This is a genomic window from Methylomonas sp. MK1 (genome assembly GCF_000365425.1).
Taxonomy (GTDB): domain Bacteria; phylum Pseudomonadota; class Gammaproteobacteria; order Methylococcales; family Methylomonadaceae; genus Methylomonas.
Genome location: NZ_AQOV01000001.1, coordinates 3,252,739 through 3,265,482, shown reverse-complemented (window position 1 = coordinate 3,265,482; position 12,744 = coordinate 3,252,739). Strand labels below are relative to the sequence as shown.

The following is a 12,744-nucleotide window of genomic DNA, read 5'->3' as shown; positions in this document are numbered from 1 at the left end:
TCATCAATCCAACAATCAGGTGACCGTTCTGTTGAAGGCCTTACGCCCCTAACACCTTGCGCACACACTGTTTTGAAATTGGGGCGACACCGAAAGCCCTGCAGCTAACCGTCGGACAGCTATTGGCTGCAGCGAATTGCCGTGTGCAAATGGCTCGGTGGCCAACGCGCAAGTGCTGGAGGCTAGAATTTCAATCGATTTGGTTTGCCCGAATAGCTTTTTACCCTGCGCGCAAGCGTGTCGTGGCTTGCGGTTAAGGTAATTTGCTATCGGCGAACACCGTTTCTGCCTGCGCGTTTGCTTAGCCAGGTTTGCGATTGACGCTATTTGCCGTGTACGAACGGCTTGTTGGCCTGCGCGCAAGGCCGTCGAGATTTGGGGTTGCACCAATGTGGTTTGCCCGAATCGCTTTTTACCTGGCGAACACACTTATCTTGGCTTGCGCTTGAAGCTATTTGCCTTGCACGACCGGCTTTTTGGCTTGCCGGTTTTCCGCAACGCTTAGCGCTTAAGGATAAAAGGTATTGGGGCGGGGAGAACAGCCTGGCAACGGTAGCGCTGAGGCTAAGCGGCCTAGTATGACGGCTGGCCGTCCCCCGCAGCCAGCTATCAATTCCAGCGAAAAGCTTAGCCGGCGGCTGGCTCCACTTTACTCTTGGCACCGCGATTGAAGCGCACCGCCATCGCTTGGCGTAAAGTTTCCAGTGCCGCGCCTTTGCCGGCAATTTTCAGCGAGGCGTAGGCGTCCAGGCAGAAGCTGTAAATATCACTGCCCAGCGCCATGTCGGTATCGTCGCCGCGCGCCTGCAAATCCCGCAGCCGATGTAACCTGGGCCGCAGTTGATCGAGGCTGGTCATGTCCGCTTGTGCCTCTGCCATGTTCAAATTGGGCGGAATCGCCTGAGCGTTTTGTCCTCCCAGCAGCATGGTCTGCCGACAGAACGCTTCGGTTTTATCGCCCATCTTCAGAATATTGCGGCGCTGGTCGGGCGACAGCGACGCAAAGCCGGTGAAATGGGTTTCCAAGGTATTCAAAGCCGCATCGATCTCCGCTAATGCCGCATCGCTGAACGTTAACGATAACAAATTCTGACTCATCTCAATCTCCTGCAAAGTTGCCGAATACGCGCACCGACCGCGCCGGTCCGCAGAGAAAAAGCGTAGGCTATATTTCTAAAAAGGAGTGATTTTATATGTTAGAGATTGGCGTTTTTATTCGGCAAAGCTTGTGATCGGGATTGAGTGGAGCGGAATCCGGGGTTGAGAGTCACATTTGATGGCTTGTCTTGATTCAGGCCATACTTGCTGTGGCCTGAAAGGAAAGGCTTAAAGCGGCCAAAACCGCCGGAGGAAGACAATAGTGCCAATGGCAAATGCCTAGCCAAAAGCAGGCGTAGCGTGCGGTGAGTTTACGAATCGCACCATTCGCGAACGATGCGCTTCACGCTGTTCAGCGCATCCTATGGTCCTGGAAAGCCGCTTTGAATCGGTTTAGCATTCAGTTTGAAGACAGAATGCCTAATCGATAATTAAATCCCGTTTACACATAATTCAGGACACCCTCAAATTTGTAGAATAAAATTATCTAATTAAAGTCATGTTCAAAAAATCGATAATCAAAATTATCGGGCATGTCGTTAATAAGGCAGCGATCATGTTCTGGATGTCCTTTAGGATAACAAACCCATTTATTAATATTTATAAACTTATTAAGTTTTGTCGTTAGTTTTAAAAAAAATGGATAAACATTAATATCCATTGCCTCATTTCCGCGTCTGAAATGAATGTAAGTGGATCTAACTGTATTTCCCCTTAGTTCTTCAAGCTTTTTAAGCCCATCGAATGGTAGAGATTCATAGGCTTCGATAAGCTCATTAAGCTGCTTTTTGGTTAATTGGGCATAACGGTCACCAATAACACCTACATGTTGTCCTGCTTGTGAATATGCATCGTTGTTAAGCTTGTAGCCGCTATAATGCACTTTTCCATTTTCATATATTTTTATGGTGAAATTTGGCTGACTAAAGATCGAATCTGTAAGTTCGAGTAATGGAATTGGCTTTTCTTTGGCCTGAATATCCTGGCCGATAACCAAAAAGATCAAGGCCATAAGGCGTAATAACCAACGGGCATTGCGCCGTATTGCTGTGCGAATCGTATTATTCAAATTCATATTAATCTCAGCTATTCCCGTGATCATCCAAAGGGTTACCGGTTCCCAAAAGACCTGAAGGCATCGAATCGATTTATCGTGCAAAAGGTTGTTGGTATGCATATGGCAATCACGTCCCTGTTGATAATCGGTTCCATAAAATGCAGTTAGAGGCTTAAGTGGGTTGCAGTTTCGTTTTATTGCATCCGATTGATGTAGCCGGTAACAATCCGAGTTAGGGCCGTAGGGTGGATAAGCGAAGCGCCATCCACCTATTTAAAAATCTTCTATTCTTGGTGGATGACGCTTCGCTTATCCACCCTACAACTTCCGAAATTTGAATGGCCAATTTAAATTTCAAACCGGCATTCAAGAATAAATATACCAATTTCCGCTCGGAGTCGATCGACCTTCCCCCGTCATCATCAAACTAGATGTTCAACGACTAGACCGCAACTCGCAAAAAAGGGTTTGCCGAACCCGACAAACCCTTAAATTCAAACTGAACAAACACAGAATCCGTTCCGTCAAAACCCCCGCTATTCCACCGTCACCGACTTGGCTAAATTACGCGGTTGGTTGACGTCGGTACCTTTGAGCCTGCTCCGATTAGTGATAGCGTAATCGGAGGAATGTTGACTTCGAAATGCGCGATTATGCAAGCTAATCGCACCTACATTTTGAATGACAGCTCACTGGCCTTTTACTGTCACCGCAAATCAAATCTTATCTGGCGACAATAGATCGGGTGGCGACCGTGAGATAAACCGCCATTCAGCACATACTTGAAACTAAAATCTGCTTCTAAATAACACGATGTTTAGCGCAGTTCGCTGGAGCGTTGAGTTAGGCGACTACTCAAAACCAATGGAGTCTGCCCCCCATTGGTTTCTGCACACCGATTATTTTCCCTTTTGTACCTCGGCAGGCGTCTTGTTCTCCGCGGGCACTACCGCCTCAGCCGGCACTTGTGCCTCAGCTGCCTTTTTTGCCTCTCTCTCCGCAGCCTTTTTTGCCAGCGCGGCCTTCTGATCAGCAGCCTGTCTCGCAGCTACCGACCCGGTTTCTGCCGCAGCCAACAAAATTACTGTGTCTGCCTGGGTTGGCACTGGCGTTAACAGTACCGATAGTGTGCAAAGACATACCGCCAATCTACTTTCTTTTGATTTAATACTCATCATAAGCACCTCGCTGTAATAGTTATTTTAAATTAGTGCAACTCGGAAGGTCCGAGGGTCGATAGGGTAACACTAGGGTGATCTAACTAGTTTTACCCCATCCTTACTGCAATTTACCAAATTTTTGTGAATTTGATTTGATCATCTTACATGACATTGTATAACGCCCATCCGTTATCAGGCGCAGGTCAGTCCGATCAATCAATTACCGCGAATGGCTGTTCTAGTTCGATCTCGCTCCTCCCCGCCATTACCTAACTCCCAATACAACGAGTAGATCGTAACTAGAAAAAAAGGGTTTGCCGAGACTTAACCCGACAAACCCTTAAATTCAAACCGAACAACCACGGAATCCTTTCCGCCGAATCCTCCGCTATTCCACCGTGACCGACTTGGCTAAATTGCGCGGCTGGTCGACGTCGGTGCCTTTGAGTACGGCGACGTGGTAGGACAGCAGTTGCAGCGGTATCGTGTAGACGATAGGCGAGATGATGTTGGCGACGCTGGGCATTTTGACGATTTGCACGTTTTCGTCGCTGCTTTCCGCCAGTTCTTCATCCATGAACACGATCAATTGCCCGCCACGGGCGCTGACTTCCTGAATATTGGATTTCAGCTTTTCCAGCAGGTTGTTGTTTGGCGCCACGGTCACGACCGGCATTTCCGCGTCGATTAACGCCAGCGGGCCGTGTTTCAACTCGCCGGCCGGATAGGCTTCGGCGTGAATATAGGAAATCTCCTTCAGCTTCAATGCCCCTTCCATCGCGATCGGGTAATGGGTACCGCGACCAAGGAACAGAGCGTTGTGCTTGTCGGCAAAGCGCTGCGACAGCAATTCGATGGCGTTGTCGAGCTTCAGCACTTTTTCGATGTTGCCGGGCAGGCTGAATAACTCGGAGACGATTGTCTCTTCCGTTTCCTTGGTCAACGCAAAGCGGCGGCCGACAGCGATGATCAACATCAGCAAGGCCACCAACTGGGTGGTGAAGGCTTTGGTGGAAGCCACACCAATTTCCGGGCCAGCGCGGGTCATCATGACCAGATCGGATTCGCGCACCAGCGAGCTTTCCGGGGCGTTGCATATCACCAGCGAATGTTTGACGCCCAGGCGTTTGGCTTCCAGTAGCGCGGCCAATGTGTCGGCGGTTTCGCCGGATTGGGAAATGGTGACGACTAGGGTATCCGGGGAAATAACCGGATTGCGATACCTGAATTCGCTAGCCACTTCTATGGAGCATGGCACTCGCGCCAGTTTCTCGAACCAGTAGCGTGCCACCAAGCCGGAATGATAGCTAGTGCCGCAGGCCAGAATCTGCACGGATTTGATTTGATCGAAGACTTCGGCGGCATTGTGGCCGAAGGCATTATCCTGTAAGCGGTTGTCGATGAAACGACCTTCCAGGGTTTCGGAAACCGCCCAGGCTTGCTCGTAGATCTCCTTGAGCATGTAGTGACGGTATTTGCCTTTGTCGACTGAATCGGCTTTCAGTTGGCTCTCAACGATAGGGCGTTCGACGCGGTGGTCGTTCTCGTCGTAAATCACCAGGCTGTCGATTTTCAATTCGGCAATATCGCCGTCTTCCAAGAAAATGAAGCGCTGGGTAACCGGTAAGAGGGCGGCTATATCGGATGCTATAAAATATTCGCCGATGCCGACGCCAATGACCAAGGGACTGCCTTTGCGGCAGGCGATCAAGGTATCGGGGCAGTCTATGTAGACCACGCCCAGCGCGTAGGCGCCTTGCAAGGTGGCGACCGTGGCTTTTACCGCGCTTAACAGGCTGTCGGAGGTTTGCAGATCTTCGGCAATTTTATGGACGATGACTTCGGTATCAGTTTCTGATGTGAATTCGAAGCCGTTCTGTTGCAAAGCCGTACGCAGATGATCGTGGTTCTCGATAATACCGTTATGCACTACCGCCACTTTATCGCGACTAACATGGGGGTGAGCATTGCGGGTGCTGGGTTTGCCGTGGGTGGCCCAGCGGGTATGGGCAATGCCGATAGTGCCTTCGATAGGATCGGCGGCGATTAAGGCTTCCAGGCCTTTGACTTTACCCAGCTCACGTTTGCGGAAAATTTCGCCTTGACTGACCACGGCCAAACCGGCCGAATCGTAGCCGCGATATTCCAGGCGCTTCAGGCCTTCCAGCAAAATCGGCACAACATTACGTTGTGCAACTCCCGCGACTATCCCACACATATTATTTCTCCTGTGACTCACTTGGACGTGAGGAATGCGGAAGATTGTCTGGAACAATCTCCGCTTTAACCGGACGCTGCCAGGTCGGCACGCTAAGCTGTTTGGTCCGGCTAAGGGTTAACTGATTTTCCGGCGTATCGCGGGTAATGGTTGAGCCAGCACCAATCGTAGCGTTTTTACCCACCGTCACAGGCGCCACCAATTGGGTATCTGAGCCGATGAAGGCACCATCGCCGATAATGGTTTTGAATTTATTCACGCCATCGTAATTGCAGGTGATGGTGCCGGCGCCGATATTAACTTTGCTACCCACTTCGCTATCGCCAATATAGCTTAAATGGTTAATTTTGCTGCCGGTGGCAACGGTGGATTTCTTGATCTCCACAAAATTTCCAACATGTACATGATCGGCCAGTTCAGTTTGCGGACGCAGACGAGCGAAGGGGCCAATACGGCTGCCGGCGCCGACTGAGGCATCCTCGATCACGCTGTTGGCGAATATCTCGACATCATTGGCGATGCTGGCGTTTTTAATCAGGCAGTTAGGACCGATTTTGACGTTGGAACCGATACGATTAATGCCTTCGAAGATGACATTAATATCCACGTCGATATCCTGGCCCAGTTCGGCAAAACTGCCTCTGACATCGACGCGTGCAGGATCGCGGAGTGTGACGCCTTTTTCCATCAACGCCTGTGCTTGTTCCCATTGATACACTCGCTCCAAGTGCGCCAATTGGCTGCGATTATTCACACCTAATACTTCATCCTGACTGCCGGCTTGAGTGGTTTCGACACTAAGCCCATCCTCCACAGCCATTTCGATAATGTCCGTCAAATAGTATTCGTTTTGCGCGTTGTTATTGCTCAACCTGGACAGCCATTGCTTTAACTGGCTACCTTTGCAGGCCAGGATGCCGGTGTTGCCTTCAGTGATTTGCAACTCGGCTTCGTTGGCGTCTTTTTGTTCGACTATTTTGACGACGGAATGATCTTTGTCGCGGACGATACGGCCGTAACCGGTTGGATCATCCAGATTCACGGTCAGCAAGGCCAACGACGTCAAGCTTACCTTGTGCAATAGAGTTTGAATGGTTTTGGCATTTAATAAAGGCACATCGCCATACAGAATCAAAACAGTATCCGGGTCGTCCACATGGTGGATCGCTTGCTGTACCGCATGCCCCGTGCCTAGCTGCTGTTTCTGCTCGATCCAGGTGGCATTCAAACTGCATAAAGTTTGTTTGACCGTTTCGCCACCGTGGCCGTAAATGATGAAAATCTGGTTGTTTTCCAGCGCCAAACTGGTTTCGTAGACATGCTGCAATAGCGCTTTATTGGCGATTTCGTGCAGTACTTTGGGCCGCGACGAACGCATTCTGGTGCCTTGGCCGGCTGCCAAGATGATGGTTTTAATCGACATTGCTATTCCTTAAAACAAAAAAAGCCCGATAACGAAACGTCATCGGGCTTATATTTTTACGCAATAAATGGTTTACGCACCACGTTTTCTTAATCTTTCCAAAGTTCTCAACTGGTTTACAGCTTGCGCCAATTCGGCTTGTGCAATCGCGTAATCGTATTTACCCGATTTATCGCTCAGCATTTCTTCCGCTCTGGATTTAGCTTGCAAGGCTGCGGCTTCGTCGATGTCTTTTGCTCTGATCGCGGTATCCGCCAATACGGTCACCAGGTGCGGCTGAACTTCCAGAAAACCACCCGAGACATAAAACGCCTGCGATTCCTTGTCACTCAGCTTAACCCTTACTTCGCCGGGTTTAAGCTTGGTGATCAACGGCGCGTGGCGCGGTGCGATACCAACATCGCCCATTTCCGCCGGTGCGAAGACCATTTCAGCCAAGCCGGAAAAGATTTCCTGCTCCGCACTGACGATGTCCACATGAATTGTCATTGCCATGTCAAAACTCTCCTATGAGGTGGTTTACATGCCTTTGGCTTTTTCAATGGCTTCGTCGATTGTGCCGACCATGTAGAAAGCTTGCTCGGGAAGACTGTCGTATTCACCGCTGATAATGCCTTTGAAGCCGGCAATAGTATCTTTCAAGGATACGTATTTACCTGGCGAACCGGTAAAGACTTCGGCAACGAAGAACGGTTGCGACAAGAAACGTTGAATTTTCCGCGCTCTTGATACGGTCAGTTTGTCGTCTTCAGACAACTCGTCCATACCCAAGATGGCGATAATATCGCGCAGTTCTTTATAGCGTTGCAAAATACCTTGTACTGAACGAGCTACGTCATAATGCTCTTGACCGATAACCAATGGATCTAGCTGACGGCTGCTGGAATCCAGCGGATCGATAGCCGGATAAATACCCAGCTCGGCGATCTGCCGTGACAATACCACGGTCGCGTCCAAGTGAGCGAAGGTAGTAGCAGGCGACGGGTCGGTCAAGTCGTCCGCAGGTACGTATACCGCTTGGATAGAAGTGATAGAACCGGTTTTGGTCGAGGTAATCCGTTCCTGCAACACACCCATCTCTTCGGCCAGTGTAGGCTGATAACCTACCGCGGAAGGCATACGGCCCAGCAGCGCCGATACTTCGGTACCCGCCAAGGTATAACGGTAAATGTTGTCAACGAAGAATAGTACGTCGCGGCCTTCGTCACGGAAAAACTCCGCCATGGTCAAACCGGTTAACGCTACGCGCAAACGGTTGCCTGGTGGCTCGTTCATTTGGCCGTAAACTAGAGATACTTTGTCGATAACGTTGGAATCGGTCATCTCGTGATAGAAGTCGTTACCTTCACGAGTCCGCTCACCTACGCCGGCAAATACCGAGAAACCGCTGTGCTCGATCGCGATGTTACGGATCAGCTCCATCATGTTAACGGTCTTGCCTACGCCGGCACCACCGAACAGACCGACCTTACCGCCCTTCGCGAACGGGCAGACCAAGTCGATAACTTTGATACCGGTTTCCAACAATTCGTTGGCTGGCGCTTGTTCGTCGTAAGAAGGTGCATCGCGATGGATAGTCCATTTCTCTTTCTCACCGATAGGACCTTTTTCGTCGATAGCTTCGCCGAGTACATTCATGATGCGTCCCAGTGTCGCCTGACCGACCGGCACCTTGATCGCTTCGCCAGTGTTACTGACTTCAACGCCTCGGCTTAAGCCATCGGTGGAACCCATCGCAATGGTCCGGACTACGCCATCACCCAATTGCTGCTGAACTTCCAATACCAGACCACCCTTAACATTCAACGCATCATATACTCTCGGCAGGTTATCTCGTGGAAACTCCACGTCTACGACCGCACCGATGATCTGAACGATTTTACCCAAACTCATTATGTCGTCCTCTTTTAAAATCTATCTAAACTTGTCGTGATGCTCTAAACAGCAGCAGCGCCGGCCACAATTTCGGAAATCTCTTGCGTAATTGCGGCTTGTCTGGCTTTGTTATAAACCAACTGCAATTCTTTAATGATATTACCGGCGTTATCGGATGCGCTTTTCATTGCCACCATTCGGGCAGCCTGCTCGCAGGCGTTGTTTTCCACTAAACCTTGGAAAACCGCGGATTCCACATATCGGATCAATAAACTATCCAATACTTCTTTAGCATCAGGTTCGTATAAGTAATCCCAGCGACCTTTGGACTCTTCGCCTAAATCGCCCACAGCAACCGGCAACAATTTTTGCACGACCGGTTTTTGCGTCATAGTGTTTACGAAATCGTTACTGATCAAAAACAATTCATCAATCTCGCCGGCAGTAAACGCATCCAACATGATCTTGATCGTGCCGATGATGTCGTTCTGATGCGGTGTGTCGCCCAATTTGGAGACTTGTCCGATCAAATTGGCTTTGATCATGCTGAAAAAGCCCGCAGCCTTGCTGCCGATAGTACAGACGTCTACTGCGATTTGCTGGCTTTGCCATTGTTGCATTTCGCCCAACACTTTCCGGAACAAATTGGCATTCAGACCACCACACAAACCTCTATCTGAACTCACTACGATAATGCCGATGCGCTTGACTTCGCGTTCGATCAAAAAAGGATGCTTGTATTCGGGATTGGCATAAGCCAGATGTTTGATGATCTGGCCTATCTTCTTCGCGTAAGGCCGGGTGGCCTGCATTCTGTCTTTGGTTTTACGCATCTTGCTCGCGGCCACCATTTCCATGGCCCGAGTAATCTTCTGAGTATTTTTAATACTCGCGATCTTGGTACGTATCTCTTTGCCAACAGCCATGTGCGGACCCTTTACCAGCTACCGGTCTTGACGAAACGTTCAATGGCACTGTGAATGCCTTTTTGAATTTCGTCGTTATAGTCGCCTTTCTCGTTAATTTTAGCCATCAAAGCTGACTCGTCGGCATGCATGAAGTCCAACAAAGCCGCTTCGAAATCGCGGACTTTTTTAACTTCCAAGCTATCCAGGAAACCAGCGTTAGCCGCATACAAGGAAACACTCATGTCCGCGACCGACATCGGCGCGTATTGATTTTGTTTCATCAGTTCGGTAACGCGTTGTCCGCGTTCGATTTGCTTACGTGTGCTTTCGTCCAAATCGGAAGCGAACTGAGCAAACGCCGCCAACTCGCGGAACTGCGCCAAATCCAGACGAATACCGCCACCCAACTTTTTGATGATCTTGGTTTGCGCTGCACCACCCACCCGCGATACCGACAGACCGGCGTTAACCGCTGGACGAATACCTGAGTTGAACAGACCGGTTTCCAGGAAGATCTGGCCGTCGGTGATGGAAATTACGTTGGTCGGAACGAAAGCCGACACGTCGCCACCTTGCGTTTCGATAATCGGCAACGCAGTCAATGAACCGGTTTTGCCTTTCACTTTACCGTTGGTCAGTTTTTCTACTTCAACCGCGTTGATCCGAGCCGCACGTTCCAGCAAGCGCGAGTGAATGTAGAACACGTCACCTGGATACGCTTCACGACCTGGCGGACGACGCAACAGCAAGGAAATTTGGCGATACGCCCAAGCTTGCTTGGTCAAATCGTCATAAATGATCAGTGCATCTTCGCCGATGTCGCGGAAATATTCGCCCATCGAGCAACCGGTGTAGGGTGCAATAAATTGCAGCGCCGCCGATTCAGAAGCCGAAGCGACCACGATGATGGTGTGCTCCATCGCGCCGTGCTCTTCCAGTTTGCGAACCACGTTGGCAATAGAAGAGCGTTTTTGGCCGATAGCCACATAGATACATTTGATGCCGGTACCTTTTTGATTGATGATCGCATCAATCGCAATGGCTGTTTTACCGGTTTGTCTGTCCCCGATGATCAACTCACGTTGGCCGCGACCAACAGGAATCATCGAATCAATCGCTTTCAAACCGATTTGCACCGGTTGATCTACCGATTGTCTGGCGATAACGCCTGGAGCAATTTTTTCGATAGGCGAGCTTAATTTGGTTTCGATAGCACCTTTGCCGTCAATTGGGTTACCCAAGGCATCGACCACGCGGCCCAGCAAGGCTTCACCAACCGGCACTTCCAGAATTCTACCGGTACATTTGACCGTGTCGCCTTCGGTAATATGTTGGTAAGCACCGAGCATTACCACACCGACCGAGTCTCTTTCCAGGTTCAAAGCCATGCCGTAAGAGCCGCCAGGGAATTCCAGCATTTCGCCTTGCATTGCTTCCGACAGACCGTGAACCCGAACAATACCGTCGGTGACACTGACTACGGTGCCTTCGGTATGTGCCTCAATATGGGCGTCGAAGTTCTCGATCTTCTTTTTGATCAGATCACTTATTTCTGATGGATTTAATTGCATTTTATTTTCCCGCTCTAACTCTTAAAGTCTTTTAGCTAATTGATGAAGCTGGCCTTTGATAGAACCGTCGATGACTTTATCGCCCGCTTTAGCGAGGATGCCCCCAATTAACGATTTATCGACAGAAACGGATGCATTGACCTTTTTATGCAAAAGCTTTTCCAGCATGGCGACATATTTGCCTTGCTCGGCTTTTGTTAGCGAGTACGCACTGTATAAATCAACATTGACGTAGCCTTCATCATCCGCCTTGTACTGCTCGAACATCACCGAAATTTGCGGCAATAAGGGCAGCTTGTCATTTTCTATCAACACTTTCAGAAGATTCTTGGCTTCGTCTTGTATCTGATCCTGGCAAATATCCAGAATCAACTGTGCTGTATGCTGTTTGCCAACCCGAGGATTTTTGACAATGTTAGCCAATGCCTCATCCTGAATGACCAAAGACAAAAACGTCAACGAATCGGACCATTGCTTGGACGACCCCGTTTCCTTGGCGCGCTTGAAAGCCGCTTCCGCGTAAGGTCTTGCTAATGTCGATAATTCAGCCATTGCTTAACCCAATTGATCCGCTGCTTTGCTGAGAATGTCTTGATGCTTGGCTTTGTCGATTTCTTCTTTCAAAATCTGTTCAGCGGCACGCAAAGCCAGTGAGGATACTTCTTTGCGCAAGCTCTCTTTGGCTTGCAGCATTTCCTGCTCTATCTGGGCTTTTGCGGCTTCAAGCAAACGCTCGCCTTCTTTTTTGGCTTGATCTTTCGATTCTTCAACCAGCTGATTGGCGCGTTTTTGCGCTGCGCTGACGATTTCCGCCGATTGTTCTTTTGCTTCCTTCAGCAGGCCTTTGGCTTTTTTCTCGGCCAATTTAATTTCTTCCTGGCCTTTCTCGGCCGCGGCCAAACCTTCGGAAATTTTGGTTTTGCGCTCTTCCAGAGCGGCAATGATCGGTGGCCAGACATACTTCATGGTAAACCAAACCAGAAGTGTGAAAGTTATCATCTGCCCGATCAGAGTAGCATTGATGCTCATTGATGCTTTCCTCGTAATGCCGTTGTCATTCTATCGGTATGCGGAATAGGGATTAGCCTATTCATCTCAATCCGATAATTGCTAATTAACCTGCGACAGATTGAACGGCTGAAAGGAATGGGTTTGCGAAGGTCAACATCAGAGCCAGACCGACACCGATCATGGTTACCGCGTCAAGCAAACCGGCGATGATGAACATTTTGACCTGCAACATAGGAACCAACTCAGGTTGACGAGCAGCGCCTTCCAGGAATTTACCACCCAGCAGACCAAAGCCGATAGCAGTACCGATTGCGCCCAAGCCCAAAATGATGCCAACTGCGATAACGGTGAAGCCTTGTACGTTGGCAATTAATGATGCGAGTTCCATAGTGTCTCCTAAATATTGATATGAAAGTTGAAAAT

12 protein-coding genes are annotated in these 12,744 nt (G+C 49.5%); all 12 read right to left on the bottom strand.

Annotated features, from left to right (window positions below; translation table 11 throughout):
* Positions 1 to 627: 627 nt before the first annotated feature.
* Positions 628 to 1,098 carry a hypothetical protein gene (locus G006_RS0115510; RefSeq protein WP_020484128.1) on the bottom strand — a complete coding sequence of 157 codons (471 nt, stop codon included), beginning with the start codon at positions 1,096 to 1,098 and terminating at the stop codon, positions 628 to 630.
* Between the two features lie 487 nt (positions 1,099 to 1,585).
* The gene (locus G006_RS0115505; protein WP_152428875.1) at positions 1,586 to 2,173 is read right to left on the bottom strand and encodes a hypothetical protein; all 588 of its coding nucleotides are present in this window, start codon (positions 2,171 to 2,173) and stop codon (positions 1,586 to 1,588) included.
* A gap of 881 nt (positions 2,174 to 3,054) precedes the next feature.
* Positions 3,055 to 3,333, bottom strand: a complete 279-nt coding sequence (locus G006_RS0115500) for a hypothetical protein (protein ID WP_020484126.1) — start codon at positions 3,331 to 3,333, stop codon at positions 3,055 to 3,057.
* A gap of 370 nt (positions 3,334 to 3,703) precedes the next feature.
* A complete protein-coding gene (gene glmS, locus G006_RS0115495) occupies positions 3,704 to 5,533 on the bottom strand; it encodes a glutamine--fructose-6-phosphate transaminase (isomerizing) (protein ID WP_020484125.1) in 1,830 nt (609 codons plus the stop codon).
* A gap of 1 nt (position 5,534) precedes the next feature.
* Complete coding sequence (glmU, locus tag G006_RS0115490; RefSeq protein ID WP_020484124.1) at positions 5,535 to 6,956, bottom strand: bifunctional UDP-N-acetylglucosamine diphosphorylase/glucosamine-1-phosphate N-acetyltransferase GlmU; 1,422 nt, start codon at positions 6,954 to 6,956, stop codon at positions 5,535 to 5,537.
* A 72-nt stretch (positions 6,957 to 7,028) separates the two neighbouring features.
* Positions 7,029 to 7,451, bottom strand: a complete 423-nt coding sequence (locus tag G006_RS0115485; protein WP_020484123.1) for a F0F1 ATP synthase subunit epsilon — start codon at positions 7,449 to 7,451, stop codon at positions 7,029 to 7,031.
* Between the two features lie 24 nt (positions 7,452 to 7,475).
* On the bottom strand, positions 7,476 to 8,849 hold the full coding sequence (atpD, locus tag G006_RS0115480; RefSeq protein WP_020484122.1) for a F0F1 ATP synthase subunit beta: 1,374 nt from the start codon (positions 8,847 to 8,849) through the stop codon (positions 7,476 to 7,478).
* Positions 8,850 to 8,893: 44 nt separating this feature from the next.
* Positions 8,894 to 9,757: a F0F1 ATP synthase subunit gamma gene (gene atpG, locus G006_RS0115475; RefSeq protein ID WP_020484121.1), complete on the bottom strand. Its 864-nt coding sequence runs from the start codon at positions 9,755 to 9,757 to the stop codon at positions 8,894 to 8,896.
* 11 nt (positions 9,758 to 9,768) lie between these two features.
* A complete protein-coding gene (atpA, locus tag G006_RS0115470) occupies positions 9,769 to 11,310 on the bottom strand; it encodes a F0F1 ATP synthase subunit alpha (protein ID WP_020484120.1) in 1,542 nt (513 codons plus the stop codon).
* Between the two features lie 21 nt (positions 11,311 to 11,331).
* Entirely contained in the window at positions 11,332 to 11,862 is a 531-nt protein-coding gene (locus G006_RS0115465) for a F0F1 ATP synthase subunit delta (RefSeq protein WP_020484119.1), read from the bottom strand.
* 3 nt (positions 11,863 to 11,865) lie between these two features.
* Positions 11,866 to 12,339: a F0F1 ATP synthase subunit B gene (locus G006_RS0115460; protein WP_020484118.1), complete on the bottom strand. Its 474-nt coding sequence runs from the start codon at positions 12,337 to 12,339 to the stop codon at positions 11,866 to 11,868.
* Positions 12,340 to 12,424: 85 nt separating this feature from the next.
* The gene (atpE, locus tag G006_RS0115455) at positions 12,425 to 12,709 is read right to left on the bottom strand and encodes a F0F1 ATP synthase subunit C (protein ID WP_020484117.1); all 285 of its coding nucleotides are present in this window, start codon (positions 12,707 to 12,709) and stop codon (positions 12,425 to 12,427) included.
* Positions 12,710 to 12,744 lie beyond the last annotated feature (35 nt).

Bases quoted from the DNA above. Each gene is read 5' to 3' on its own strand.
- G006_RS0115485 (WP_020484123.1), bottom strand. From the start codon at position 7,451: ATGGCAATGACAATTCATGTGGACATCGTCAGTGCGGAGCAGGAAATC.
- G006_RS0115465 (WP_020484119.1), bottom strand. From the start codon at position 11,862: ATGGCTGAATTATCGACATTAGCAAGACCTTACGCGGAAGCGGCTTTC.
- glmU (WP_020484124.1), bottom strand. From the start codon at position 6,956: ATGTCGATTAAAACCATCATCTTGGCAGCCGGCCAAGGCACCAGAATG.
- atpG (WP_020484121.1), bottom strand. From the start codon at position 9,757: ATGGCTGTTGGCAAAGAGATACGTACCAAGATCGCGAGTATTAAAAAT.
- G006_RS0115505 (WP_152428875.1), bottom strand. From the start codon at position 2,173: ATGAATTTGAATAATACGATTCGCACAGCAATACGGCGCAATGCCCGT.
- atpE (WP_020484117.1), bottom strand. From the start codon at position 12,709: ATGGAACTCGCATCATTAATTGCCAACGTACAAGGCTTCACCGTTATC.
- atpA (WP_020484120.1), bottom strand. From the start codon at position 11,310: ATGCAATTAAATCCATCAGAAATAAGTGATCTGATCAAAAAGAAGATC.
- atpD (WP_020484122.1), bottom strand. From the start codon at position 8,849: ATGAGTTTGGGTAAAATCGTTCAGATCATCGGTGCGGTCGTAGACGTG.
- G006_RS0115510 (WP_020484128.1), bottom strand. From the start codon at position 1,098: ATGAGTCAGAATTTGTTATCGTTAACGTTCAGCGATGCGGCATTAGCG.
- G006_RS0115500 (WP_020484126.1), bottom strand. From the start codon at position 3,333: ATGATGAGTATTAAATCAAAAGAAAGTAGATTGGCGGTATGTCTTTGC.
- glmS (WP_020484125.1), bottom strand. From the start codon at position 5,533: ATGTGTGGGATAGTCGCGGGAGTTGCACAACGTAATGTTGTGCCGATT.
- G006_RS0115460 (WP_020484118.1), bottom strand. From the start codon at position 12,339: ATGAGCATCAATGCTACTCTGATCGGGCAGATGATAACTTTCACACTT.